Origin of the sequence: Enterococcus gilvus ATCC BAA-350, assembly GCF_000407545.1 — a bacterium.
GTDB lineage: Bacteria > Bacillota > Bacilli > Lactobacillales > Enterococcaceae > Enterococcus_A > Enterococcus_A gilvus.
In genome coordinates this window covers 2,059,514-2,084,919 of the sequence record NZ_ASWH01000001.1, presented here as the reverse complement: position 1 = coordinate 2,084,919, position 25,406 = coordinate 2,059,514, and the positions used below count along the sequence as shown (strand labels likewise).

Annotated in this window: 24 protein-coding genes; 18 read left to right on the top strand and 6 right to left on the bottom strand. The window is 40.5% G+C overall.

The window, feature by feature from the left end:
- Window positions 1–14: 14 nt before the first annotated feature.
- From liaF to I592_RS10255, 6 genes are all read left to right on the top strand, one after another.
- Window positions 15–737 (top strand): cell wall-active antibiotics response protein LiaF, encoded by a 723-nt coding sequence (gene liaF / locus I592_RS10280; protein ID WP_010780275.1) that lies wholly within the window; start codon window positions 15–17, stop codon window positions 735–737.
- Window positions 734–1,807 carry a sensor histidine kinase gene (locus I592_RS10275; RefSeq protein WP_010780276.1) on the top strand — a complete coding sequence of 358 codons (1,074 nt, stop codon included), beginning with the start codon at window positions 734–736 and terminating at the stop codon, window positions 1,805–1,807. The genes liaF and I592_RS10275 overlap by 4 nt, the downstream gene beginning before the upstream one ends.
- 95 nt (window positions 1,808–1,902) lie before the next feature.
- Window positions 1,903–2,535: a response regulator transcription factor gene (locus I592_RS10270; protein ID WP_010780277.1), complete on the top strand. Its 633-nt coding sequence runs from the start codon at window positions 1,903–1,905 to the stop codon at window positions 2,533–2,535.
- A 114-nt stretch (window positions 2,536–2,649) separates the two neighbouring features.
- On the top strand, window positions 2,650–3,315 hold the full coding sequence (locus I592_RS10265; protein WP_010780278.1) for a potassium channel family protein: 666 nt from the start codon (window positions 2,650–2,652) through the stop codon (window positions 3,313–3,315).
- An 11-nt stretch (window positions 3,316–3,326) separates the two neighbouring features.
- A complete protein-coding gene (locus tag I592_RS10260; RefSeq protein WP_010780279.1) occupies window positions 3,327–3,614 on the top strand; it encodes a HesB/YadR/YfhF family protein in 288 nt (95 codons plus the stop codon).
- Between the two features lie 17 nt (window positions 3,615–3,631).
- A complete protein-coding gene (locus I592_RS10255) occupies window positions 3,632–4,564 on the top strand; it encodes a glycosyltransferase family 2 protein (protein ID WP_010780280.1) in 933 nt (310 codons plus the stop codon).
- Window positions 4,565–4,629: 65 nt separating this feature from the next.
- Here the strand turns inward: I592_RS10255 and I592_RS10250 are convergent, their stop codons facing one another.
- Both I592_RS10250 and I592_RS10245 read right to left on the bottom strand, forming a co-directional pair.
- Complete coding sequence (locus I592_RS10250) at window positions 4,630–5,577, bottom strand: phosphoglycerate dehydrogenase (RefSeq protein WP_010780281.1); 948 nt, start codon at window positions 5,575–5,577, stop codon at window positions 4,630–4,632.
- 90 nt (window positions 5,578–5,667) lie between these two features.
- Complete coding sequence (locus tag I592_RS10245; protein WP_010780282.1) at window positions 5,668–6,483, bottom strand: DUF1189 domain-containing protein; 816 nt, start codon at window positions 6,481–6,483, stop codon at window positions 5,668–5,670.
- A 162-nt stretch (window positions 6,484–6,645) separates the two neighbouring features.
- Between I592_RS10245 and I592_RS10240 the strand changes: the two genes are divergently transcribed.
- The 3 genes from I592_RS10240 to I592_RS10230 all read left to right on the top strand — a co-directional run bounded on the left by I592_RS10240 (window position 6,646) and on the right by I592_RS10230 (window position 9,306).
- On the top strand, window positions 6,646–7,113 hold the full coding sequence (locus I592_RS10240) for a GtrA family protein (RefSeq protein WP_010780283.1): 468 nt from the start codon (window positions 6,646–6,648) through the stop codon (window positions 7,111–7,113).
- 73 nt (window positions 7,114–7,186) lie between these two features.
- Complete coding sequence (locus tag I592_RS10235; RefSeq protein WP_010780284.1) at window positions 7,187–7,795, top strand: superoxide dismutase; 609 nt, start codon at window positions 7,187–7,189, stop codon at window positions 7,793–7,795.
- Window positions 7,796–8,046: 251 nt separating this feature from the next.
- Window positions 8,047–9,306: an LCP family glycopolymer transferase gene (locus I592_RS10230; RefSeq protein WP_010780285.1), complete on the top strand. Its 1,260-nt coding sequence runs from the start codon at window positions 8,047–8,049 to the stop codon at window positions 9,304–9,306.
- 41 nt (window positions 9,307–9,347) lie between these two features.
- Here the strand turns inward: I592_RS10230 and rlmD are convergent, their stop codons facing one another.
- The gene (gene rlmD / locus I592_RS10225) at window positions 9,348–10,721 is read right to left on the bottom strand and encodes a 23S rRNA (uracil(1939)-C(5))-methyltransferase RlmD (protein ID WP_010780286.1); all 1,374 of its coding nucleotides are present in this window, start codon (window positions 10,719–10,721) and stop codon (window positions 9,348–9,350) included.
- Window positions 10,722–10,882: 161 nt separating this feature from the next.
- Here rlmD and recX point away from each other — a divergent pair, with 161 nt between their 5' ends.
- From recX to ntdP, 3 genes are all read left to right on the top strand, one after another.
- Window positions 10,883–11,680: a recombination regulator RecX gene (gene recX, locus I592_RS10220; protein WP_010780287.1), complete on the top strand. Its 798-nt coding sequence runs from the start codon at window positions 10,883–10,885 to the stop codon at window positions 11,678–11,680.
- Entirely contained in the window at window positions 11,667–12,824 is a 1,158-nt protein-coding gene (gene mutY / locus I592_RS10215) for an A/G-specific adenine glycosylase (protein ID WP_174293642.1), read from the top strand. Before recX ends, mutY begins: the two co-directional genes overlap by 14 nt.
- Window positions 12,825–12,920: 96 nt before the next feature.
- A complete protein-coding gene (gene ntdP / locus I592_RS10210; RefSeq protein ID WP_010740416.1) occupies window positions 12,921–13,454 on the top strand; it encodes a nucleoside tri-diphosphate phosphatase in 534 nt (177 codons plus the stop codon).
- Between the two features lie 80 nt (window positions 13,455–13,534).
- Here ntdP and I592_RS10205 read toward each other — a convergent pair whose 3' ends face one another.
- Window positions 13,535–13,969 carry a GNAT family N-acetyltransferase gene (locus I592_RS10205; protein WP_010780289.1) on the bottom strand — a complete coding sequence of 145 codons (435 nt, stop codon included), beginning with the start codon at window positions 13,967–13,969 and terminating at the stop codon, window positions 13,535–13,537.
- Between the two features lie 76 nt (window positions 13,970–14,045).
- On the opposite strand from I592_RS10205, the gene I592_RS10200 reads away from it, so the two are divergent.
- From I592_RS10200 to I592_RS10185, 4 genes are all read left to right on the top strand, one after another.
- Complete coding sequence (locus I592_RS10200) at window positions 14,046–15,170, top strand: AI-2E family transporter (RefSeq protein WP_010780290.1); 1,125 nt, start codon at window positions 14,046–14,048, stop codon at window positions 15,168–15,170.
- Window positions 15,171–15,284: 114 nt separating this feature from the next.
- Complete coding sequence (locus tag I592_RS10195; RefSeq protein ID WP_010780291.1) at window positions 15,285–16,661, top strand: hemolysin family protein; 1,377 nt, start codon at window positions 15,285–15,287, stop codon at window positions 16,659–16,661.
- Between the two features lie 220 nt (window positions 16,662–16,881).
- Window positions 16,882–18,459, top strand: a complete 1,578-nt coding sequence (locus I592_RS10190; protein WP_010780292.1) for a peptide chain release factor 3 — start codon at window positions 16,882–16,884, stop codon at window positions 18,457–18,459.
- A 23-nt stretch (window positions 18,460–18,482) separates the two neighbouring features.
- Entirely contained in the window at window positions 18,483–20,261 is a 1,779-nt protein-coding gene (locus I592_RS10185) for a hypothetical protein (protein WP_010780293.1), read from the top strand.
- A 20-nt stretch (window positions 20,262–20,281) separates the two neighbouring features.
- On the opposite strand, the gene I592_RS10180 is transcribed toward I592_RS10185, so the two are convergent.
- A complete protein-coding gene (locus I592_RS10180; protein ID WP_010780294.1) occupies window positions 20,282–20,578 on the bottom strand; it encodes a DUF1827 family protein in 297 nt (98 codons plus the stop codon).
- Between the two features lie 152 nt (window positions 20,579–20,730).
- A complete protein-coding gene (locus I592_RS10175; RefSeq protein WP_010780295.1) occupies window positions 20,731–22,953 on the bottom strand; it encodes an ATP-dependent Clp protease ATP-binding subunit in 2,223 nt (740 codons plus the stop codon).
- Between the two features lie 439 nt (window positions 22,954–23,392).
- Here I592_RS10175 and I592_RS10170 point away from each other — a divergent pair, with 439 nt between their 5' ends.
- Together I592_RS10170 and ptsP are read left to right on the top strand one after the other, a co-directional pair.
- The gene (locus I592_RS10170) at window positions 23,393–23,659 is read left to right on the top strand and encodes a phosphocarrier protein HPr (RefSeq protein ID WP_010740408.1); all 267 of its coding nucleotides are present in this window, start codon (window positions 23,393–23,395) and stop codon (window positions 23,657–23,659) included.
- Window positions 23,659–25,386 (top strand): phosphoenolpyruvate--protein phosphotransferase, encoded by a 1,728-nt coding sequence (gene ptsP, locus I592_RS10165; RefSeq protein WP_010780296.1) that lies wholly within the window; start codon window positions 23,659–23,661, stop codon window positions 25,384–25,386. Before I592_RS10170 ends, ptsP begins: the two co-directional genes overlap by 1 nt.
- The last annotated feature ends 20 nt before the right edge of the window (window positions 25,387–25,406 follow it).

Below are 25,406 nucleotides of genomic sequence, written 5' to 3'. Positions count from 1 at the left end.
GGGAGGAAAGATAAATGAAAAGTCCATGGCGCTTTTTCATTGTCATTGAAGCCTTACTTGCAATTTTCTTATTGTGGCAACTATCTTCAAATCCAGCGATGCTGATCATGTTGCTTTTTGGGGTATTAAATATCTATTGGGCGATGCATAAGCATCGGCGTGGGAAATTTCAGTTGATTTTAGGTTCTGTCATCTTGATCATTTGTCTGGTGAATAGTCCTGCAACGTGGCTGATGTTGATTTTTGCTGTGATCTTTCTTGGCCTTAAGGGCTTTGAGATTGCTGGTATTTCTATACCGAATCATTCCCTAAAGAATAAGAAAAGCATAGTAATGGTAGAAACGACAGATCCAACGAGCCACAATGGTGAGCGAAAAAAACAGAACTGGATCGGCAATGATCGAATCGGAACACAGGTTTTTGAATGGGACGATATCAATGTAGCGATTTTAGCTGGCGATACGATTGTTGATTTAGGCAATACATTGTTACCAAAAGAAGACAGTGTCGTAATCGTTCGTAAAGGATTTGGCCGCACGCGAATTTTAGTTCCCTATGGGATCGGAATTCTTTTTGAGCATGCGACATTATACGGAAAAGTGGATTTTGATGAAGATACACAAGTTCTTCGGAATGAAACGATTAAGATCTATAGTGAGGATTATGATGAAAGCCCCCGAAGATTGAAGATAGTGACCAATACATTGGTTGGGGACGTCGAGGTGATTCGTGTATGATGGGAAAATATTCTCGGTTACAAATATCCCTTTATTCAGGACTCATCTCTTTTTTATTGATTCTTACAACGCTGTTCTTATACATGTACGCGATCGGGAAAAAGCAAATGTTTGCGCAATTATTTGTCGCACGAATTTTTTATATTCCATTGTTCTTTCATATCCTTGTGATTTCTCTGACAGTAAGTGCAGTGGTTTATTTTTTGGTGACTATTTTAGAAAAGCGCCAATTAGGAAAGATTGAAGGGAAATTACAAAGTCTGGCTTCTGGAAACTATGATCAGCCATCTTTGGATGTGGCGATCTCACAAAATAAGGAAATGCTTTTAGTAGATCATGACATCAGACGGATCAAAGAAAAGCTGGTGAGTATGTCACGAGAGCTGCAGCAGCTAAGCAGTCTGCCGCAGATGGTCGATGGCACTGCTAAGGAGAAAATACTAGAAGAAGAGCGGCATCGTCTCGCAAGGGAACTTCATGATTCGGTCTCTCAACAGCTTTTTGCGGCGATGATGATGATGTCTGCGTTAAATGAGCAATCTCAACATTCAGAAGAGCTAGAGCCTTATAAGAAGCAGTTAGCCATGGTGGCGGATATCATCAATGCGGCACAATCAGAAATGCGGGCGTTGCTGCTTCATCTGCGACCAATCAGTTTGGAAGGCAAGAGCCTGCGTCAAGGAATCGAGCAATTATTAAAAGAACTGCAAACAAAAATTCAGATTCAATTGAAATGGGATGTGCAAGACATTCAAGTTTCCCCTAGTATTGAAGATCAATTATTTAGAGTAGTTCAAGAACTGTTATCAAATACATTGCGGCATGCCAAAGCGAATGAACTAGAAGTGTATTTAAAGATTGTTGGACAGAATATTCTGTTGCGCGTGATCGATGACGGTGTTGGATTTGAGGAAAAGGATGAACATGCAGGAAGCTACGGATTACGCAATATTCGTGAGCGGATTGCTGGAGTTGGCGGCTCCACTAAGATTATTAGCTTTAAGGGCCAAGGAACCAGCATTGAGATAAAAGTTCCAGTTGTAAAGGAAACGTCGCCAGCAGTAGAATGATAAAGTAAAGGCAAGCGCCAGTTTGAAGTATTTGATGTTATTAAAAAGGTGCTGTAAATGCCGATCATATTAAAATAGAAGCTAGGAGGCAGAAGATGATACGAGTGTTATTAGTTGATGATCATGAAATGGTTCGTTTGGGTGTTTCTTCCTACCTATCCATTCAATCAGATGTAGAAGTAGTAGGTGAGGCTGAGAATGGTGAGGAGGGCTATGAGAAGGCGATGGCGCTTCGACCAGACGTGATCTTGATGGATCTAGTCATGGAGGTCATGGATGGAATTGAATCAACGAAGAAGATTTTGAAGGAATGGCCTGAGGCAAGAATTTTGATTGTGACTAGCTTTATAGATGATGAAAAAGTGTATCCTGCCATTGAAGCGGGAGCATCGGGGTATTTATTAAAAACCTCTACCGCGCATGAAATTGCTAATGCCATTCGCAAGACCTACAATGGGGAGCGTGTGCTGGAACCTGAAGTGACGACAAAAATGATGGAGCAATTATCGAATCGAAACCGACATGTTCTTCATGAGGAATTGACGAATCGTGAACAGGAAATCTTATTGTTGATCGCTCAGGGAATGAGCAATCAAGAAATCGCAGATGAACTTTTCATTACATTGAAGACAGTGAAGACGCATGTGTCAAATATTTTAGCGAAATTGGAAGTCGAAGATCGTACACAAGCTGCTATATATGCCTTTAAACACGGGTTGATAAAATAGAGAGTCATTCTCTGTTTTATTAACCCGCTCTTTGTTATACTGAGAATGGGAGTTTTAATAACAAAATCAAGGTTTTTTATAAGAAATTACACTAGCAATACATGAGGAGAGACTATGAAACAAAGTTTTGTCATTATTGGTTTAGGGAGATTCGGCGGAAGTATTTGCCGCACATTAGTTGAATCAGGGCAGGAAGTCTTAGCAATTGATAGTAGTGAAGACCGTGTGAATGAGTACATGAACATTGCGACTCATGCGGTGGTCGCTAATGCACAGGACGAGATGACGTTGCGTTCTTTAGGTATACGGAATTTTGACCATGTGATTGTCGCAATTGGTGAGGATATCCAGGCGAGTATCTTAGTTACTCTCATGGTGAAGGAGATGGGTGTTCCAAACATTCTAGCAAAGGCCCAAAATGAATACCATGCTCGCGTGCTGGATAAAATCGGTGCGGACCGCGTGGTTCACCCTGAGCGTGATATGGGTCAACGGATCGCCCATAATCTCGTGTCTAAAAATATTTTGGATTACCTTGAGCTTTCTGATGAGTTCTCTCTGGCGGAAGTCAATGTGACCAATCGAAAGTTTTACGGGAAGACATTGGAGGAACTAGATTTTCGCCAGCGCTTTGGCTTGAACGTTGTAGCGATCCGGCGGGATAAACAAGACCCAATCGTGACACCTTCGGCAGAAGAAGTCGTACAAAAAAATGATCATTTAGTAGTGATTGGCCGCGATGAAGATGTCGATTACCTCGATGAGAAAATGAATGGATAGGAGACATTTAGATGAAATTAACAATAACACCCAAAGCACAAGAATGGTTCAAAAAGGAACTTGAATTAGCAGAGGGTCAAGGAATCAAATTTTATGGAAAAGTATACGGGAAAACACAAGTCCATGATGGCTTTTCAGTAGGAATGTCTGTTGACACACCAGACATTCCACTTGTAAAAACAAAAGGAGAGGATCAGCTCTTTTATATTGAAGAATCCGACGAATGGTTTTTCAAAGGGTATGATCTTGTTGTTGATTACGATACTGAACTGGACGAACCAAAGTATGATTTTAAGTAAGTTTAGGAGTGGATCGAATGATATCAGTGATTGTTCCTTGTTTTAACGAAGAGGAAGCGATTCCTCTTTTTTTTGTAGAAATGGAAGAAGTGAAAAAGAAAGTTTCTTATGATTTCGAATATATATTTATTAATGACGGTTCTGAGGACCAAACGTTGGACGTATTACGAAAGTTAGCTAGAGAATATAGTTTTGTACGATACCTTTCTTTCTCTAGAAATTTTGGCAAGGAGGCAGCTCTATATGCTGGTTTACAGGCTGCTAAAGGGAAACTTGTGGCTGTAATGGACGTGGATCTGCAAGACCCGCCGGAATTATTGCCGCAGATGATCGAAATGATTGAAACCACAGATGTTGACTGTGTAGGGACTCGTCGTGCTGATCGTAAAGGAGAACCAGCAATTCGTAGTTTCTTCGCGAAGAAATTCTATCAGTTGATAAATCGCATCAGTGAGACAGAGATGGTGGATGGTGCCCGTGATTATCGCTTAATGACGCGACAAATGGTGGATGCCGTATTGGAACTGACGGAGCATAATCGTTTTTCTAAGGGATTATTCAGCTGGGTTGGTTTTAAGACGGAGTATATCTCGTTTGAAAATCAGGAGCGTGTGGCTGGAGAAACATCGTGGTCTTTTTGGAATTTATTCAATTATTCAATTGACGGCATTGTCAATTTTTCGGATGCTCCGTTGAATATTGCTTCATTTGTCGGCGCATTTTCATGTGTAGTATCGGGAATTGCAATGCTGTTCATCATTGTGAGGGCCTTATTGTTTGGTGATCCTACTGCTGGCTGGCCTTCCTTGGTAACGATTATTCTTTTTATCGGTGGGGTACAATTGCTTTGCATCGGAATAATTGGTAAATATATTGGTAAAATTTTTATGGAAACAAAAAAGCGTCCCGTTTATATAATCAAAGAGACAGAAAAAAAGCTGGAGCAATAAGCTCCAGTCAAACTGTAGACAAAAGACGTCCCAAACTCGCAAGTTGAGTTTGGGACGTTTTTTTATCAATACCCGCGATCCAATTCTACTTGATTTACAGAGAGCTCTTTAGAGGCCACGTAACTTTTTAAATTTGCTAAAAAGATGTCCATGAATTTGCGTTGAAAGTCTACGGTCATTCCTGAAATATGAGGCGTGATCAAGACGTTTTCCATTTTCCATAAGGGATTATCGGTTGGTAAGGGTTCTTCCTCAAAAACATCGAGGGCAGCAAAAGCGAAATCTTTATTCTCGAGTGCTTGAGTCAATTCTTTGGTATGGACAGTGTCTCCGCGACCGACATTGATAAAAACAGCGGTTTTTTTCATATTTTCAAAAATATCGTTGTTAAAAATGTGATAGGTCTCATGGGTGCCTGGCAAGATACCCACGACGATGTCCATTTCATGAACGATTTTGGCTAAGTTTTTGATCGAATAGGTTTCGACAAATCCGTTTGCAGGATGGCCAGTAGTATTAATGCCGTAGACATTTACGCCGAGACTGCGAATGGATTTAGAAAGCTGCTGTCCAATGTGACCAGTGCCCACGACCAACAGATTTTTACCGGAGAGTTGATCATAGTGAATCGATTCTTGCCCCCAGATTTTCTTTTCTTGGTTTTTGACAGATTGGTTTAACCCGCGGTAATAGCCGAGCAAGACACCAATAATATGTTCACTGATTGAAAGGGCGTGGATGCCGCTGCCATTTGATAATAAAATATTTTGATTGGAGAAATCCTTTAATGGAAGATAATCGACACCTGCTGAGATCGACTGCACCCATTTTAATTGACTAGAAGAACGTAAGGACTCAGCCAGTTCTTTCGACCAGCCTACGGAGACTTCGACAGAGGATACCTCTTCATCTGTCAATTCTGTTTTGACTTGGTAATCTAGAGCAATCGCTTGAATGTTGTCGATAAATTCATCGCGAAAGGTTCGTTGTAAAAAGATAATTGGTTTTGTCATAAGAATCTCCTCTTTTCGATTTTTTCTAGGAATCTTCGCTTCATTCTAACAAAAATAGCAGAAAAAAACTGCTTACAGACTCGTAAGCAGTTACTTAGTAGGCAACTCGATTTTAGGGAAATACTGAGTAATACGTAAAAAGATGAATAAGCTGATAAAAGTAATCAAGATACTTGAATCAAAATTTGGCTGGAAGGGCAATATAAGGGTAGCCAATATTGTAGGGATCGTGGCGCAAAAGATCATTGTTTTGAAGCATTCAAAAAAGGTGATTCGTCGTAAGCGTAATTTAGCGACGATCATCCCTGCGATAGCTGCGAAGAGCAGGGTGACAAATAAATTGATAAAGGATGGGTATACACCGGCTAAGAGCATAACGAGCGGCGTCCAAACAGGCATCTTCAAATCTTTTAGGCCGGTCCGCAATTTATCACCAGTCAGTCCTTTTAGCGGTTCCTGTTTATAAGAGAATTTCAATACATTATCACCAAACATAGCGGAGCTGACACCGCCATAGTCAGGTAAGACGACTAAAGCCTGATCTTTTAGCATTCCGATACTGAAATAATTTCCAACGAGGTCCTTCTCGACGTCTTGCTGGGTGCGTTTGCCTTCAGGATCGAAAGTCAAAATGATAGAGTTTGTTTGATAAATGAATCCTTTTTCTGGTTTCGTTGTTTTGATCTCGCCATCTTCCACCTTAAAATCTGGAATTTTGTCTACGATTTTCAAACTGTCTGTTTTAATTTGATTCATTACTTGCAATGCTTGATAGACAGTTGGAATTGCTAGAAGGAGACTTAACCCGATGAGGTAGACGATAGACTTCCAAAAGGGGGTAGTTCTGGCATTTTTTAGATCCTCGAAACGAAAAAGTGATCCTTTGATTAATTGACGAAAAGTCATGTGATCGCTCCAATCTTTATATACAAGAGCCATTGTAGCGAAGTAAGCTTGAAATAACAAGATGAACTCTAAAAATGTAGAAAGAAAAAAAGAAAGAATTGACTATTAATAGCAGCTTCGCTATCTTACAATAGGTAGAGAAGAATAAGAAAGTGAGTCCTCATGAAAATTTATCGGATATTTAGAAATTATTTAGAACAAAAAAACCTTTGGGAAGTATTCATTTACTTGTTTTTCGGCGGATTAGCAACGATTGTAAACATCGTCAGCTTCACATTGGCTTATCAAGCATTTCATCTGAGCTGGCCGATCTCAAATGCGATTTCTTGGATATGTTCGGTTCTTTTTGCTTTTGTAACAAATAAAATCTGGGTCTTTCATTCAAAAACAGAAGGCATTTTAGCCTTGAGCTGGGAATTTGGGAAATTCTTTTTGGCACGGGTGGTTTCTTTTGGAATGGATATGGCTTGCATGTATCTGTTTATCGACATGCTGCATACAGGCAATTTGGTCGCTAAAATCATTACGCAAGTGGTCGTCGTGATCGCCAATTACATTTTCAGCAAGGTGTTCATCTTCAAAAAGGTTGAAATTATTGAAGATGAGGAAACGAATTCTTCGTCACACTAGGCATATGTTTTGAAGAACCGTGCATTGTTTGTTACTATTTTTATGTAAGAAAATTTAAGGAGGAATTTGAATTATGGCTTATACTTTACCAGATTTACCTTATGGCTACGACGCGTTGGAGCCTTATATTGATGTTGAAACGATGCACTTGCATCATGACAAGCACCATAACACCTACGTAACCAACTTAAACGCTGCAATTGAGAAATATCCTGAATTAGCAGAACAATCAGTAGAAGAGTTAGTATCTAACTTGAATGAACTTCCTGAAGACATTCGTACGGCTGTTCGTAATAACGGTGGAGGACATGCCAACCACAGTTTCTTCTGGAAAATCATGGCACCTAATGCAGGTGGCGAACCTACTGGCGCAATCAAAGAAGCAATCGACGACGCTTTCGGCAGCTTTGAAAAAATGAAAGAAGAATTCAAAACAGCAGCTACTGGTCGTTTTGGTTCTGGCTGGGCTTGGCTAGTGATGGCAAATGGCAAATTGGAAATCACTTCAACACCTAACCAAGATAGCCCATTAACAGACGGTAAAACACCGATTATCGGTTTAGATGTTTGGGAGCATGCGTATTACTTAAAATACAAAAATGTTCGTCCTGACTACATCGCAGCTTTCTGGGATGTTGTAAACTGGGATCAAGCAAACGAAAATTTAGCAGCTGCTAAATAAACTAGCGAAGCAATGAAACGGGAAAAACTGGTTTAATCAGTTTTTTCCGTTTTTTTTGATTTGTTAAATTCCTTCTCTCCTTCTGAAAAAATTCATAATTTTGTGATATAAATCAGGAAGTATGGGACAATTGGAATTATTATTTTTTTAAGTTTCTATTATATGAAATTAATTATTTTTGTGAGTGGTTGAACCCACGGCGAAACTATGAGAAAATGGAAAAACGTAAAAAACGTTGATAGAGGTGTGCTATGAGTCGGGGAAAGAAAATTTTCATAGGGTTATTGGTTTTGCTGAACTTGTTTATTGGCGGAATCACTTATTACGCTGTTCAAGTGACCAATGATGCCAGTAAAATGGTTGACAATATCCGTCAAACCGTGAAGCGAACAAGCTTGAAGAGAAAAGACGGAGAGCAGCCCAATATCGATAACGCAGAGCCTTTCTCCATTTTGCTCGCCGGAGTTGACACTGGTGACCTTGGTCGTTCAGATCAAGGCCGTTCAGATAGTATGATGGTGGTTACCATCAATCCGAAACAAAAGAAATCAACAATCGTCAGTTTGGACCGGGATATTTTAGCAAATATCGTCGGATATGGCACGGATGATAAGCTAAATCACGCATATGCCTTCGGTGGTGTTAAGATGTCGATGGATACGATCGAGACATTGCTAGACATTCCGATCGATCATTATGTCTCCATTAATATGCGCGGCTTGAAAGATCTGATCGATGCCGTTGGCGGAGTTGAAGTGAATAACAAAATTGATTTTACCTTGGACGGGATTCATGTTCCTAAGGGAAAACAAAAGTTGAATGGTGAAACGGGATTAGCCTATGCGCGTATGCGCTACGAAGATCCAGAAGGAGACGTAGGCAGACAGCGTCGTCAACGAGAAGTAGTTACGAAGATTTTACGCAAGGCGATGTCTATCAACGGTGTCGGGAATTATAAGAAAATCCTGAAAGCCGTTGAAAAGAACATGAAGACGGATCTAAGCTGGGATGACATGATGGATATCGGAACCAATTACTTGCCGGCTTTTGACACCATCAAGCAGAAACAACTGGTTGGTAAGAGTCAAATGATCGATGAAATCTATTATCAAATTCTAGGGACCCGCGAATTATTGGATATTCAAAATGTGTTGAAGAAACAGTTGGGCAAACCAACTGCGGAAACATTGCCGAACCTAAAAGAACAAAATGCCGACAGCTTGTTCTACGATGATTCTGATGGAAAAGCCAGCGAGGACACGAGCCAATTCGCACCAGGATATGACAACCCGAACAACTATGATACGAGCGGTGTATACGGAGATTCCTCAAATACTGGAAATGGCTATCCGCAGCAAAATGACGGATCGATTCAAAATAATCCAGGCAACACCGATCAAAATCAAAATGACCAGGGCTATATAGATCCAAATCAAGGGTATGGCGGAGCGACGGACCCGAATGCAGCACAGCAAAGTGATGCTTACGGACAGCCGGCAGCAGGATATTAATGCAATCAAAAGGCGTGACCATTTTCGGTCACGCCTTTTTCTTATTTTTTCGATAGTTTTACGACCACTTCACAGCGAGCTGTTTGCGGGAACATGTCCACCGATTGTAAATAGTCGACCCGGTATATTTTCGCCAGACTGACGAGGTCTCGTGCCAGTGTCGATACGTTGCACGAAATATAAACCATTTGTGGGCTAGGGGCCATTTGAATTGCTTTTAACAAGTGATCATCCAAGCCAGTGCGAGGTGGATCAACGATGATCGCATCTGGCGCAAAGCCTTCCTTCAACCATTTAGGTAATAAGCTTTCTGCCGTACCTACCTCATAGCGAGTATTTGTGAGCGCCATTGCTTCAGCGTTCTTCTTCGCGTCCTCAATGGCTTGCGGAATGATGTCCATTCCACGAACCTCTTTTGCTTGTTTCGCTAAAGAAAGTCCGATCGTTCCTACACCACAATAGGCGTCTACGATCGTTTTTGGTGTGGATAAATCCAATGCATCAATGGCTTCTTGATACAGAATTTTTGTTTGCTGAGGATTCAACTGGAAGAAGGCACGAGGAGAAAGCTCAAAGCTCACCTCATTTATTTTTTCAGTGATGACTTCTTTTCCCCAAAGATGTGTTGTCTCATCTCCCATGATTACCGATGTTTTCTTGTCTTGGACATTTTGCATGATTGACACGACTTCTGGCAGGCGACTGGTGATCTCGCGGATCAATGCATTTCCTTGCGGTAATTTTTTTGTTTTTGTGATCAAGACCAATTGAACCTCACCAGTTTCAATGCCGATCCGTACCATCAATGTACGGAGGATGCCTGAGTTGGTTCGTTCATCATAGATCGGCATATCGTATTTGGTTAATAAGTTCGTGACAGTGTTGATCACTTTTTGAGTCGTCGGTTCTTGGACTAAGCACTCTTTAATAGGAACAAGCTGATGCGACTCTGCTTGATAAAGGCCAGCCTCAACTTGATTTGTTTTTCTGTTTTTACGCAATTGAAATTGTGCCTTGTTTCGGTAATGCCAAGGATCATCCATACCGATCGTTTCTCTCAAGTCAAAGTGCTGATAGCCCTCAGGCTTGTATTTTTCTAGTGATTGCCGCAATAAATCTTTTTTAAAGTCTAATTGTTTACTATAGACAAGGTGTTGCAGCTGGCAGCCGCCGCATTCTTCGTACACTGGGCAAGGAGGGGTTATACGGTCAGGACTTTTTTTCGTAATTTTTACTAATCGTGCTTCAGCAAAACGAGGAGTGGCCTTCGTGATTTGCGCGACAACAGTTTCGCCAGGTAGCGCACCTGTAACGAAAATAATCAAGCGTTTATAATAAGCAATTCCTTCGCCATTAATGCCAAGGCGCTTAATTTTTAACGTTAAAGTTTGTTTGGGTGTAAGTTGAACAGCCATAATGAGCCTCTTTCTTAAATTAGTATTTTCGGCGCAATTCATTTTAGCATATTTTTATCGGTAGGTTGATTATCTATGATAGAATTAATTTTTGTGAAGGCAGTTTGAGCGTTGAGAATACTATACATACATGAATCGTAGCGAGATAAGGGGGAGTTCGTATGCTGACGGTAGTGAAGATCAGTCAGGGCCGCGGCCCATTTTATAAAGTAGAGTTTTCTAATGGGGAAAAATTACGCTTATCTGAAGATACAGTCGTTCGTCACCGGCTGCTGAAGGGGCAGGAACTAGAAGAGAAAACGTTAAACGAGATCAAACAAGAAGGCAAAGAAGATCTTGGGTTTCAGATGGCGTTAAATTATTTGAGTTATCAATTGCGCACGGAAAAGGAAATCCGTACTTATTTAAAGGACAATGAGATTGAAAGCGGGGACCGGCATAAAATCGTCGCGCGACTGAAGGAACTGAATTTGGTGGATGATCTTGTTTACAGTGAAAGTTACATTCGCACACAGATGCGTCTAGGGGATAAAGGGCCGCGTATTTTACAGCAAAAGTTGAAGCAAAAAGGTGTGAAAGAGCCCGAGATTGAACAAGCGTTGTATCTCTATGAATCCAATGATCAGTTTCAGGTAGCCCTGCATACAGCTCAAAAGGCTTTAAGAAAATACCATCATAGCAGTCAGCGGGAAGTTCGGCAGAAAATCCAGCAATTACTAATGACTAAAGGTTTCAACAGTGACATTAGCAAAGGGGTATTGGCTGAACTGGATTTTTCGGACATCCAAGAGCAAGAAACAGATGCGTTAACGATGCAAGGAAATAAATTATGGCGAAAGAATCAGCGGTTTGAACCAGCAAAGCGTCGGCAAAAGGTCAAACAAAGCCTCTATCAGAAAGGGTTTCAATTAGATCAGATAGATGCCTTTATCCAAGGGAAAGAGGATGAACATGAGTAAGCGTTGGGAACAATGGTCCGATTCAGAGATCAATCAATTCCAAGAAGATTTTCTTACTTGGTATCAACAGGAAAAACGAAATCTTCCTTGGCGGTATAATCAAGATCCTTACCGTATTTGGATTTCGGAAATCATGCTGCAGCAAACGCGAGTGGATACAGTGATTGATTACTTTTATCGGTTTATGGATCAGTTTCCGACGATCCAAGATCTGGCGAATGCACCGGAGGATAAGCTTCTGAAAGTATGGGAAGGGTTAGGCTACTATTCCCGTGCGCGGAATCTGCAAGCTGCCGCAAAACAAGTCATGGAAGAATTTAACGGAAAATTTCCGACAACGGTGGAAGACATCCGTACATTGAAGGGTGTGGGGCCTTATACCGCTGGGGCTATCAGCAGTATCGCTTTTGAGATTCCTGAACCAGCGATTGATGGGAATGTGATGCGGGTAGTCAGTCGTTTGTTTTGTATTGAAGCGGATATCGCCAAAGCCAGCAGTCGCAATACGTTTGATGAGGCAATGCGAAAAATCATCAGTCACGATCATCCTGGAGATTTCAATCAAGCAATGATGGATCTTGGCTCCAGTATCTGTACGCCAACCAGTCCACAATGTGAAATTTGCCCGATTCAACAATACTGTCAGGCATATAGTGAAAATCGACAGACAGATTTTCCAGTGAAATCAAAGAAGCAAAAACCTAAAGATGTGTATTACGTGGCAGGGATCATTGAAAATAACCAACAAGAGATCTTTCTTCAACAACGCCCCAAAACAGGCTTGTTAGCTAGTATGTGGTTATTTCCATTAGAGGAGATCAGTGCTGCGAGATTCAAAGAACTTCAGGAGCAATACGATGCGAGCCATTGGGATCTATTTTCAAGTTCACTGGTCGCTGAAGACAGTCCCGATTTTTTCTCGGGACAAGAGGTTGTATGGCAGAAAAAAATAGTTGGACAAGTGAAACATGTATTCAGCCATTTGCGTTGGCACATTCTAGTCTTTTATGGAAGAAACACGTCTCAGCTGACGTTAGAGGGACAGTGGGTAAATCCGAAAGAATTTCCAAACTATGTTTTTCCAAAACCACAGCAAAAAATGTTGGAAGTTTTTGAAAATAATGTCTCTGACGACAAAGATTAGTAGGCAATCTTTCATTTTATTGCTATAATAATTCTGATGTCGGTGTGATAACACCCAAACAAATGCGAAATTAGTTTCGCTGAGGGAAGGGTAGCTATGGGAGTTCCAAAAGAAGGAGAGTTTGTGACGATCAAAAGTTACAAACACGACGGCAGTTTGCATCGAACGTGGCGCGATACCATGGTATTAAAAACAAGCGAGTGTTCACTGATCGGCTTAAATGACCACACATTGGTCACAGAATCAGATGGCAGAAGATGGGTCACTCGTGAACCAGCGATCGTTTATTTCCATCAGAAATACTGGTTCAACATAATAGCAATGATTCGAGAGAAGGGAGTTTCTTATTATTGTAATCTAGCATCACCTTATGTATTAGATGACGAGGCACTAAAGTACATTGATTATGATTTAGATGTCAAAGTTTTTCCGGACGGCGAGAAACGTCTATTGGACGTGGATGAATATGAAGCCCATAGTCAGCAAATGCATTACTCAAAAGAAATTGATTATATTCTTAAGGAAAATGTCAAAATCTTAGTGGACTGGATCAACAATGAAAAGGGGCCTTTTTCTCAAGGCTATATTGATATTTGGTATGATCGTTACAAGCAATTGTCGCGGAAGTAGAAAGAAAAGGCTATACCAAACGCTTGGTATAGCCTTTTTTGCATGAATAACAGTCGTCAGCTTTGATGCACAGGAGTGTCTCAAAGAACCTTCTTCATATGTACATGATCGATGCCTGCATCTTGGAAAATTTCTCCGTAGGCCTGATAGCCTAACTTTTGATAAAAAGACTCAGCGGTTAATTGCGCACCTAGCTCGATTGTTGTAAATCCTTGCTGTTTCGCAAATACTTCAGCTTCAGCAACGATTGCAGCTCCAAGATTCTTCCCTCGATAGTCTTTCAAAACAGCCATGCGTTGTAATTTAAAAGTGTGACGATCTAATGGCAGCAAACGTACCGTGGCGGCAGGTTTTTCTTCTTCCGTATAAAGGACAAAGTGAACGGCGTAGGCTTCGTTTTCATCTATTTCTAGATTTGCGGGAACGCCTTGCTCTTGGACAAATACTTTTTGGCGGATGCGGACCGCATCGAGATAAATGTCGCTCATAGTATCCTTAGTAATTAAAATTTTCATAATGGCACCTTCCTCAAGGGGATTTTTCTCCACATGATGTATACTATAAACTAAATCTAGAAAAAGGAGTAGATGAATGTTTGAGAAAATTAAAAATTCAAAATTAATGTTCTGGTCAGTGGAACTGTTGGTCATAGCGACCTTGATCCTGGTGTCCTCACAGATTGATTTTGTTTTTCAACCGATCGGTACGTTTTTTACAACACTTTTTGCACCGATTCTCATTGCCGGCTTTTTGTATTATTTATTAAATCCATTAGTAAACTTGCTAGTGAAGATGGGTGTAAAACGATTGATCGCGATCGCGTTGATCTTTCTATTATTGATCGGCATTATCGTGTTGATCTTCATGAGCGTCATTCCGAATTTGGTGGAACAGTTGATCTCGCTGGCAAAAAATATCCCCAGCTTTGTCGACAACATGCAGCACTGGCTGCAAGATGCAGCGAATAATGCGACACGATTCCCGCTGTTCAGAGAATTAGATGTAGATAAATACATCAGCAATCTGGATGTTTCAGCCGGGACCATTATTCAGCAAACCTTGACGGGTGTGACGAACAGCTTAGCATCCATCATTGGAAAAATTACCACGGTCGTTTTATTACTGATCACCGTACCATTTATTTTGTTTTACATGTTGAAGGATGGAGAAAAACTTGTTCCGAATATCGAACGGGTCTTCCCAGAAAAACAGCGGGACAATATCAAGGGGTTGCTGGAACAACTAAATAAGACCTTGTCTGATTATATCAGTGGACAAGCAATCGAATGTTTGTTTGTCGGCACATTCACCTTCTTAGGGTATTTGTTGATTGGCGTGGATTATGCGTTCTTGTTTGGCGTGATTGCCGGCTTGACGAATTTGATTCCTTATTTAGGTCCCTATCTAGGGCTTGCGCCTGCATTGATCTACACCTTCTTTAATTCACCAACCCAAGCGTTGCTTTGTATCGTTGTTGTACTGATCGTTCAACAAGTCGACGGAAATGTCATTTACCCAAATGTTATCGGGAAATCTTTGAACATCCATCCATTGACGATCATCTTGATTTTATTAGTAGCAGGGAATTTGGCCGGTATTTTAGGTGTATTCCTGGGCGTGCCTGTCTATGCGATTTTACGGACACTGGTTGTGTTTGTAGTGAAAATAGTAAAACAAGGCAAGCAAGAAGAACGAGAAAAAGAGTTTCTAAATTAACTTACCGTGTTGTTTGTTTGATAAATATTGCATTAAAACAAGCGATGTGATACGATTTTAACGTGGCCTTTGTGCCACTTTTTTTACACTTTAAATTAAGGAGCGAATGCAATTATGAATGCTGACCCCGATAGTCAGTCGTTAATTTTACAGTTAGGTTTATTAGTAATTTTAACGTTAATCAACGGATTTTTAGCTGCGGCTGAAATTGCGGTGGTGTCGGTCAATAAAAACCGAGTAGAACAAAAGGCAGAAGAAGGAAACCTGAAATCAAAAAAATTATTAGAGGTCATCCATAACCCAAATAATTTTTTATCAACGATTCAGGTGGGAATTACATTAGTAAACATCTTGTCAGGGGCCTCTTTAGCTGATAGTTTATCTGCTCGATTAGCACCTTTTATAGGCGGCGGTGCGGCTGCACGTACAATTGCTGCGGTAATCGTTATGCTGTTATTGACCTATGTTTCAATTGTATTTGGTGAATTATATCCGAAACGAATTGCTATGACGAAGACGGAAGAGGTTGCACAATTTACCTCTGGCGTTGTTCGAAAATTAGGCGTCATTACAAAACCCTTCGTTTGGTTATTAACGGCTTCGACCAATTTATTGGCCAAAATAACGCCGATGACATTTGATGACGAAGATACGAAAATGACCCGCGATGAAATGCGCTATATGTTGGAAAACGAAGGCGTACTGGACAATGATGAAATCGAGATGCTTCAAGGTGTCTTCTCACTGGATACAAAAGTTGCTCGTGAGGTAATGGTTCCCAGAACGGATTCCTTCATGATCGATATCAATGATCCGGTACTTGAGAGCATTGATGAGATTTTAAATGAGAGCTATTCTAGAATTCCGGTTTACGATGAAGACAAAGACAAAGTAGTCGGAATCCTGCATACCAAAACATTATTAAAAGCGGCACGTCAATTTGGCTTTGAAAATGTCAATCTTCAAAAAATCCTCCAAGAACCATTATTCGTTCCTGAGACGATTTTTATTGATGACCTTCTTTATGAATTGAAGAAAACGCAAAATCAAATGTCTATCCTTCTTGACGAATATGGCGGAATGGTCGGTTTAGTGACTTTAGAAGACCTATTAGAGGAAATCGTCGGAGAAATCGATGATGAGTCTGACGAGGTTGAAAAGCTCTATGAAAAAGTCGGCGACAATGAATATTTGATCAATGGGAAGATGTTGATCGATGAGTTCAATGAAGAGTTTGATTTGAACTTGCATATGAGTGATGTCGATACAATGGCGGGCTATTTGATCACAGCATTAGGAACGATTCCTGACGAAGGAGAGAAGCTTTCTTTCGATGTAGACGATCTGACACTTATTTCTGAAGAAATGGAAGGATCAAGAGTCTTGACACTGCGTGCGATTTTCCATCCTGATGAACATGAAAATGTCGAACCAGAAGAGGAACGTCGTCTGTTTACTAAAGACTTCGAAGACGATGAGCCTCGACGTTAATAAGCAAAGCTTTTAGAAAACATTCTGCCGTGCAGAGTGTTTTCTTTTTGCAGTTTAAGTGAATCCGCTGGTCAAAAAAGGACAGCCTGCGATTGCCTTTATAAAAGCAGTCAGTCCGCCAGCTAGAAAAGTAAATCAACTTTCCATCAGAGTAAAATCCATGCTATACTGATTGGGTTGAAATTTGAATGATAATTCGAAAAATGAATGGAGCAATAGAATGAATAACCCTAATTTAAAACAACAAGTAGATAGTCGTCGAACCTTTGCGATCATTTCCCATCCGGATGCTGGGAAAACGACGATCACTGAACAACTACTTTTATTTGGCGGTGCGATTCGTCAAGCAGGAACGGTAAAAGGAAAGAAAACTGGGAACTTCGCAAAATCAGACTGGATGGACATTGAAAAGCAGCGTGGAATCTCTGTAACTAGTTCAGTCATGCAATTTGATTTTGATGGAAAACGCGTAAATATATTGGACACACCCGGTCACGAAGACTTTTCAGAAGATACGTATCGTACACTGATGGCGGTAGACAGTGCCGTAATGGTCATTGATAGTGCCAAAGGGATCGAGGCTCAGACAAAGAAACTTTTCCAAGTTGTCAAACGTCGGGGAATTCCGATTTTTACCTTTATTAACAAATTGGATCGTGACGGACGCGAGCCGCTAGAATTGTTAGAGGAATTGGAAGAATTGTTGGAGATCGAATCGTATCCAATGAATTGGCCGATTGGTATGGGAAAAGGCTTGGAAGGAATCTACGACATACACAATGAGCGCATCGAGTTCTACCGTCCAGAACAATACGAAGGGGAACGCTACGTTAAATTAACCAATGGTGAGATTTCGGGAGATCATCCGTTAAAAGAAAAATCTATTTATGAAGATGTATTAAGCGAAGTCGAGCTTGTTCGCGAAGCCGGGGACCAATTTAATCTTGAGAAAATTCAGCAAGGGAATCAAACACCTGTCTTCTTTGGTTCAGCTTTGACGAACTTCGGAGTCGAAACATTCCTTGAAACCTTTGTTGATCTGGCACCAAAACCTCACGCCCACAAAACTGAAGAAGGCGAACCTATCTCTCCGTATGAAGAAGAGTTCTCTGGTTTTGTCTTTAAGATCCAAGCAAATATGAATCCGAATCATCGAGATCGAATCGCGTTTGTACGGGTATGTTCAGGAACTTTTGAGCGCGGAATGGATGTCACTCTTGGACGTACAAGCAAGAAAATGAAACTAAGCAACGTGACACAATTTATGGCTGACGCTCGCGAAAATGTGGAAGAAGCTGTCGCTGGGGACATCATCGGAGTCTATGATACTGGAAACTACCAAATCGGAGACACGATCTATGAAGGGAAATTGAAAGTAGCCTATGAAGAACTACCTTCCTTCACGCCGGAACTATTTATGAAGGTAACTGCAAAAAATGTCATGAAGCAAAAATCCTTCCATAAAGGGATCTACCAACTGGTACAAGAAGGTGCGATTCAATTATACAAAACGTATTTGACAGACGAATACATCATCGGTGCGGTTGGACAGCTGCAATTTGAAGTCTTCCAACACCGTATGCTGAATGAATACAATGCGGAAGTTGTTATGACGCCAATGGGAAATAAAATTGCTCGTTGGATCGATCCAGAACAATTAGACGAACGCATGAGCTCAAGCCGTAATATTTTGGCGAAAGACCGTTTTGACCAACCACTCTTCTTGTTTGAAAATCAATTTGCAATGCGTTGGTTCGCGGATAAATACCCAGAAGTAGAACTGAAGAGCTTGATGTAAAATGCGAGAAGAAAGGGACCTTGATGCAGAAATTTAAAGGCGACACAGCGATTTATTTAAAGCGGCTCAAACAACCAAGCACTATGATCTTGCTGGTCGTCTTGATCGGGATGACCGTGTTTCGTTTCGTTTTGAGTGCCAAGGCCCCTTACTTTATTAATCTGTATGCCGGCTATGACGATCAGTTATTTATTCGGTATGGTCAAGAGCTGCTAAAGGGAAATTGGCTAGGAGAGTATTCGACCAAGACATTATCCAAAGGGATTTCCTATTCTCTTTTTATCGTCTTAGGCAACAAGTTACATGTATCTTACGGTGCTTTCCTTGGTCTTTTCAATATACTGGCAAGTAGTGTAGCTGCTTTAGCCTTACGCCCTTTGATACGCAATCGCTGGATTTTGACAGGTATTTATACCTTCTTTTTATATTCTCCAGTTTCACTTACGAGTGAATACAGTACGCGGATCTATCGGAATACACTTGTTGTTCCGGCAGTTTTGTTAGTCATTGGCTGTTTGGTGGGATTGTATTTTAGAAGAAATGAACAAGTGCGTTCCTTCGCCAGTTGGGGAGTAGGGTTGGCCCTGATTTTTCCTTTATACTGGTACATTCGTGAAGACTCCTTATGGCTGTTGCCAATCGTAACAGTAGGGATGATCGTTATTGCAGGTTCTGTTATTTTTGAAAATGATCCGAATTTCAAGCTAAAAACTCTTCGCAGCTCTATTAAGAAGTTTTATTTTACGAAAAAGCAATTAGTAAAATTAATCCTTTGTTTACTGCCTTTTGTCACTCTTTTTTCATTGACAAGCGGGCTAAAATATATGAATAAAGAAAATTACGGGATTGCTACGGTCAATGATCGGACAGGTGGTGCTTTCGCTCTTGTATCAAAGCAGCTCATTCGAATGGATGACGGAACTGACCTGAATCAAACGAATAGTAAAGTTTGGGTGTCGAGAAAGGCGCTTGAGAAGGCAGAATCCGTTTCACCTGCACTTCAGTCCATTAAGAAAAATATTGATTGGATTTATAATGGGAGCCCGTGGAGTGGTGGAGAAGATATCTCAGGAGACATTATCTTTTGGGCGCTGCGTGACGCGGCGAATCAAGCCGGCTACTATAAAGATGGAAAGAAAACAGAAGCGTTTTGGGAAAAAGTAGCTTCTGAATTATCGACTGCCTATGAAAAGGGCACGCTAAAAGAAAAAAGGGAGATCTATCTAACCGGTACGGGAGATGGAAAACTACTAAAGGATTTGCCGCTTGTCGGTGAATTTATGAAGAGTGGATTTGAGTACAATGTCTTTTATAAGGATTATGGACAGGGATCAGATGGAACGCTCGGACCTAAAGAAGATGTCTCAGAGGCAGAAAAGCTATTGAGACTTTCATTCTCAGAGAACTGGCAGGACATAAATGTGCCGCGAACTGAGCCAATAAAGCTTACCTCAACTGCCAAACTCTCAAACCGAATCATTCAAGTTTATAGAGACCTTACACCGTTGTGGTTATTGTTCTGCTTCGCGGGATTTTTAATTATTTGTGTAGGCAGTCTTTTTTCTAAAGCACAGTTAAAAACATTCAGAGGAATGCTGCTGATTCTTTTGGGACTGACACTTTCTTATTTGATTTTTCTGATCGGTGTATCCTGGTTTTGTTCATGGGCGCCAGAGCGGAAAGAGATGTTTATGATGATCTATACAGGGGCAGGGGTTCCAGTCATCCAATGGATCGAGGTTTTGGCTTTTGTAGGGATTTTTCAATTACCAATCATCGCTAATAAAGTAAATAAAAAATAGTTGAAGCATTTTCGCTTCAACTATTTTTTTGTTATTGACATTTCGATTAGGCCGGGAGATTCAAGATAGGAAATATTTGCAAAATCATAGGTTCCTTCATCCAATTTTCGCTTAAAATAATTATGTACGAAGTCTACTTCCGATGGCAAGATATTGCGATTGTCGTTTTTTAAAACAATCTCAGCATGCTTATAAGCATCGGTATAAATGACGGTAGTATTTCCTATAGTATAAATTTTTATCATATTCGCATCAGTGTTCTCCAGCTGATTATACACGAGTTGTGAATGACTATTCGTCACATTGATAAGTTTCATCCCGAAACACCTTCTTCCTAAAACCTTACTTCATAGTGTAATTATATAAGAAAGATTAAGAAAAAAGAAGGATGTTGCTCATTTTAATTAGAAGATTTAGAAAATTTGCATAAAAGAATAGGACCCTCGTATCTGACGAGGGTCCTAAAGTGTTATTTTTTATCTTCTTTTGCTAAACGTTCAGGTTTAGAAGTGATGACGATATGATCTTCCTTATCAAGTTTCGCTTTTAGCTCTGTAATGGTTGGATGATCTAAATAGAATTCGGCGATCCCATCTTCGATATTTTCTTGGATCGTACGACGAAGTGGGCGAGCACCCATTGCAGGATCGTAGCCAAGATCAACTAATTTCTCTTTCACATTATTCGGCACTTCAATGTGCAATTTTTGTGAAGCTAAAAGTTCATTTACATCATCTAACATCAATGAAACGATCTTCATAAGATTTTCTTTTGACAGCGAACTGAATTCGATGATCCCATCAAAACGGTTCAAGAATTCTGGGGCAAAGAAATCTTTCAATTGTCCCAATACAGAACGAGTAACGCCGTCACGAGCGGCACCAAAACCGACATTTGCTTCGATTTTACCAGTACCAGCATTACTTGTCATAATAATGATCGTATCCTTGAAGCTGACAGTCCGACCTTGTGAGTCCGTTAAACGGCCGTCATCAAGAATTTGTAAGAACATATGAAGAACATCTGGATGTGCCTTTTCAACTTCATCCAATAAAATCAAACTGTATGGATGACGTCGAACTTGCTCCGTTAATTGACCAGCTTCTTCATACCCAACATAGCCTGGAGGTGAACCAATCAATTTAGACACACTGTGTTTTTCCATATACTCACTCATGTCAAAACGAATCATAGAGTCGCTTGATCCAAAAAGTTCTTCTGCTAACTGACGAGCCAATTCTGTTTTACCGACACCTGTTGGTCCAACGAATAAGAAGGAACCGATCGGACGATTTTTTTTGTTTAAACCAACACGATTACGGCGAATGGCTTTCGCAACTTTTTCTACCGCTTCATCTTGTCCAATGACGTGTTGTTTCAAATCACTTGCAAGATTTTTCAATTGTGTTTGTTCTTTTTCTTTTAATTCACCGACAGGGATGCCTGTACGTTTCTCAACGATTTTCTCCATGTCCTTTTCAGTGATAACCGGTGTTTCTTCATCTGTTATCTGACGGTCTTTCATTTTTTGCAATTTGTTGATTTGATCGCGGTAGTAAGCAGCTTTTTCAAAGTCTTCTTCTTGAGAAGCTTGTGATTTTTGTTGCTCTGCTTCGGCCAATTTTTTATCGATCATTTTTGGATCAACAATTTGAATCGTTAAGTTTTTCTTCGACCCTGTTTCATCCAGCAAATCAATTGCTTTATCAGGTAAAAAGCGGTCTTGGATGTAACGATTTGATAACTCAGCCGCAGCTTTGATGGCATCATCCGTATATTTTACATGATGATAATCTTCGTAACGTGGTTGCAGACCTTTGAGGATCTCAATGGTTTCTTGAACAGAAGGCTCTTCCACGCGAACGGGTTGCATCCGACGTTCCAATGCAGCATCTTTTTCAATGATGCGGTATTCATTTAATGTGGTTGCACCGACCATTTGTAATTCGCCGCGAGCTAAAGCAGGCTTCAAAATATTCCCAGCATCCATATTGCCGTCTCCAGCAGCGCCGGCACCGACGATCTCATGAACTTCATCAATAAATAGGATGATGTTTTCAGCTTGACGAATCTCTTCGATTAATTTTTGCATCCGTTCTTCGAATTGTCCCCGAATACCTGTACCTTGCACAAGAGAAGCGACATCTAAACGAATGACTTCTTTGTCCATTAATTTTTGCGGAACATCGCCATCGACGATTTTTTGTGCCAATCCTTCAACGACCGCTGTTTTACCAACACCGGGTTCGCCAATTAATACGGGATTATTTTTTGTCCGACGATTCAAGATTTCAATGACTCGTTGGATCTCGTCATCACGACCGACTACGGGATCAATGTTTCCTTCACGTGCTTGTCCAGTAATATTGATACCATATTCATCCAATAGACCGCCGCCGCCATTTCCGCGAGGGGGTTGATTATTTATTCCATTTCCACCGCCGAATTGGGTTGGTGGTGTTTGATCTGCAGCTCCTTGTCGTTGTTGCATTTGTTGGGACATGGAACGGAACAAATCGTCTAAACTTCCAAAACCAAAAGGATCATTTCCTGCCATCTGTGGCGCACCTCCAGCTTGATTCTTTAATTTTTGATAACAACTCTGGCAATAATCTAGTTGCTTTCGTTGACCATTGACATTTGCATATAAATGAATCGTTGCTTCATTTTCATGACAATTTTGGCAAAGCATCTTTTTCACCCTTTCAATAGTTGATGTTTCTTCCATTGTACATCGAGTAAGCGAATCTCGTAAAAAGATACGCTGGTCAATTGTTTGACTATCACTGACCTTAGACATAATTATAACGAGATTTTTGATAAAAGCAAACAGTTTGTTTTTATTTTTAGCATTCGAACGCATCGAGTGCTAAAAAAATCGTTGCTGGTCTTTTTTAGGACGCTCCTTTGTTATGTAAAAAAAATGAAAACGGAAGAAATGGGGAAGTTGGACGGGTATAGCACATATTTTAAGAAAGGGCATACATTTTGCTTGAATAAATCGACTAAAATTGTTGTATCCACTGCAAAAAAATGGTAATCTAAGAAAATGAAGGGCCCAAAATGATGGACGTTATCATTAAAGCCCTAACATAAAAAAACATTTTTTTTTATAAAGGAGAACGGTCAATATGGAAAAAAAAGATTTTCACGTAGTAGCAGAAACAGGGATTCATGCACGTCCCGCAACTTTATTAGTGCAAGCTGCAAGCAAATTTAACTCTGATATTAACTTAGAGTATAAAGGAAAATCAGTTAACCTTAAATCAATCATGGGCGTTATGTCTCTAGGTGTTGGCCAAGGTTCTGACGTGACTATCTCTGCTGAAGGTGCTGACGAAAAAGAAGCAATGGAAGCAATCGTAGAAACAATGAAGAAAGAAGGATTATCTGAATAATGGTTGAATTACTAAAAGGTATTGCCGCTAGTGACGGAGTAGCCGTTGCAAAAGCTTATCTGCTAGTACAACCGGATTTATCTTTCAAACAAAATAATGTAGAAGACACTGCTGCCGAAGAAAAGCGTTTAGACGACGCTTTGGCGGCTTCTTCTGCTGAATTAGAAAAAATTCGGGATAAAGCAGCAAAAAGCTTAGGTGAAGAAGAAGCACAAGTTTTTGATGCTCATTTGATGGTTCTTTCAGACCCAGAAATGATTGGTCAAATCAAACAACATATACAAGATAATAAAGTGAACGCTGAAAGTTCACTTAAAGAAGTAACCGATATGTATATCGGCATGTTCGAGGCGATGGATGATAACGCTTATATGCAAGAACGTGCGGCAGATATCCGTGACGTTACGAAACGTGTAATGGCACATCTTTTGGGTGTGACTTTACCAGATCCATCAATGATCGATGAAGAAGTTGTCGTTGTTGCGCATGACTTGACGCCAAGTGATACTGCACAATTGGATAAAAACTTTGTAAAAGCCTTTGTTACTGATATCGGTGGACGTACGTCTCACTCAGCAATCATGGCTCGTTCATTAGAAATTCCAGCAATTGTTGGAACAAAAGAAATCACTGCCAAAGCAAAAGAGGGTGTTTTACTTGCGGTCAATGGGATCACAGGTGAAACAATCATTAACCCAACTGAAGAAGAAGCGGCTGAATACCAAAAAGCTGGCGAAGCTTATGCAACGCAAAAAGCTGAATGGGAAAAATTAAAAGACGCTGAAACAGTGACTGCTGATGGTAAGCATTTTGAATTAGCTGCGAATATCGGAACACCTAAAGACCTAGAAGGTGTTCACAATAATGGCGCTGAAGCGATTGGGCTGTACCGTACAGAGTTCTTATACATGGACTCATCTGATTTCCCAACAGAAGACGATCAATTTGAAGCTTATAAAGCCGTTTTAGAAGGCATGGGCGACAAACCAGTCGTTGTTCGTACAATGGATATCGGTGGGGACAAAGAACTTCCTTACTTGACGTTGCCTCATGAAATGAACCCATTCTTGGGCTACCGTGCATTGCGCATCAGTTTATCTGAATTGGGCGATGACATGTTCCGTACACAGTTACGTGCATTGTTGCGTGCGTCTGTTCATGGCAACTTGCGTATTATGTTCCCAATGGTTGCAACATTGAAAGAGTTCCGTGCAGCGAAGAAAATGTTCAACGAAGAAAAAGAAAAACTTGTTAATGAAGGCGTGAAGGTTTCTGACACGATCCAAGTCGGAATCATGATCGAAATTCCTGCAGCGGCTGTTTTAGCTGACAAGTTTGCCAAAGAAGTTGATTTCTTCAGTATTGGTACGAATGACTTGATTCAATACACAATGGCGGCTGACCGTATGAACGAACGCGTTTCTTACTTATATCAACCATATAACCCATCAATCTTACGTTTGATCAAAAACGTGATCGATGCAGCGCATGCTGAAGGTAAATGGGCTGGTATGTGTGGCGAAATGGCCGGCGATCAAACAGCAGTTCCGTTATTAATGGGTATGGGATTAGATGAGTTCTCTATGAGTGCGACATCTATTCTTAGAACACGCAGCTTAATGAAACGTTTAACAACGGATAAAATGGCTGAACTATCTGAAAAAGCATTAAAAGAATGCGATACAATGGAAGAAGTTCAAGCATTAGTTGAAGAATACGTAAAATAAAGCAAAATTCAAAACCGTCG

Bases quoted from the DNA above. Each gene is read 5' to 3' on its own strand.
- liaF (WP_010780275.1), top strand. From the start codon at position 15: ATGAAAAGTCCATGGCGCTTTTTCATTGTCATTGAAGCCTTACTTGCA.
- I592_RS10275 (WP_010780276.1), top strand. From the start codon at position 734: ATGATGGGAAAATATTCTCGGTTACAAATATCCCTTTATTCAGGACTC.
- I592_RS10270 (WP_010780277.1), top strand. From the start codon at position 1,903: ATGATACGAGTGTTATTAGTTGATGATCATGAAATGGTTCGTTTGGGT.
- I592_RS10265 (WP_010780278.1), top strand. From the start codon at position 2,650: ATGAAACAAAGTTTTGTCATTATTGGTTTAGGGAGATTCGGCGGAAGT.
- I592_RS10260 (WP_010780279.1), top strand. From the start codon at position 3,327: ATGAAATTAACAATAACACCCAAAGCACAAGAATGGTTCAAAAAGGAA.
- I592_RS10255 (WP_010780280.1), top strand. From the start codon at position 3,632: ATGATATCAGTGATTGTTCCTTGTTTTAACGAAGAGGAAGCGATTCCT.
- I592_RS10250 (WP_010780281.1), bottom strand. From the start codon at position 5,577: ATGACAAAACCAATTATCTTTTTACAACGAACCTTTCGCGATGAATTT.
- I592_RS10245 (WP_010780282.1), bottom strand. From the start codon at position 6,483: ATGACTTTTCGTCAATTAATCAAAGGATCACTTTTTCGTTTCGAGGAT.
- I592_RS10240 (WP_010780283.1), top strand. From the start codon at position 6,646: ATGAAAATTTATCGGATATTTAGAAATTATTTAGAACAAAAAAACCTT.
- I592_RS10235 (WP_010780284.1), top strand. From the start codon at position 7,187: ATGGCTTATACTTTACCAGATTTACCTTATGGCTACGACGCGTTGGAG.
- I592_RS10230 (WP_010780285.1), top strand. From the start codon at position 8,047: ATGAGTCGGGGAAAGAAAATTTTCATAGGGTTATTGGTTTTGCTGAAC.
- rlmD (WP_010780286.1), bottom strand. From the start codon at position 10,721: ATGGCTGTTCAACTTACACCCAAACAAACTTTAACGTTAAAAATTAAG.
- recX (WP_010780287.1), top strand. From the start codon at position 10,883: ATGCTGACGGTAGTGAAGATCAGTCAGGGCCGCGGCCCATTTTATAAA.
- mutY (WP_174293642.1), top strand. From the start codon at position 11,667: ATGAACATGAGTAAGCGTTGGGAACAATGGTCCGATTCAGAGATCAAT.
- ntdP (WP_010740416.1), top strand. From the start codon at position 12,921: ATGGGAGTTCCAAAAGAAGGAGAGTTTGTGACGATCAAAAGTTACAAA.
- I592_RS10205 (WP_010780289.1), bottom strand. From the start codon at position 13,969: ATGAAAATTTTAATTACTAAGGATACTATGAGCGACATTTATCTCGAT.
- I592_RS10200 (WP_010780290.1), top strand. From the start codon at position 14,046: ATGTTTGAGAAAATTAAAAATTCAAAATTAATGTTCTGGTCAGTGGAA.
- I592_RS10195 (WP_010780291.1), top strand. From the start codon at position 15,285: ATGAATGCTGACCCCGATAGTCAGTCGTTAATTTTACAGTTAGGTTTA.
- I592_RS10190 (WP_010780292.1), top strand. From the start codon at position 16,882: ATGAATAACCCTAATTTAAAACAACAAGTAGATAGTCGTCGAACCTTT.
- I592_RS10185 (WP_010780293.1), top strand. From the start codon at position 18,483: ATGCAGAAATTTAAAGGCGACACAGCGATTTATTTAAAGCGGCTCAAA.
- I592_RS10180 (WP_010780294.1), bottom strand. From the start codon at position 20,578: ATGAAACTTATCAATGTGACGAATAGTCATTCACAACTCGTGTATAAT.
- I592_RS10175 (WP_010780295.1), bottom strand. From the start codon at position 22,953: ATGCTTTGCCAAAATTGTCATGAAAATGAAGCAACGATTCATTTATAT.
- I592_RS10170 (WP_010740408.1), top strand. From the start codon at position 23,393: ATGGAAAAAAAAGATTTTCACGTAGTAGCAGAAACAGGGATTCATGCA.
- ptsP (WP_010780296.1), top strand. From the start codon at position 23,659: ATGGTTGAATTACTAAAAGGTATTGCCGCTAGTGACGGAGTAGCCGTT.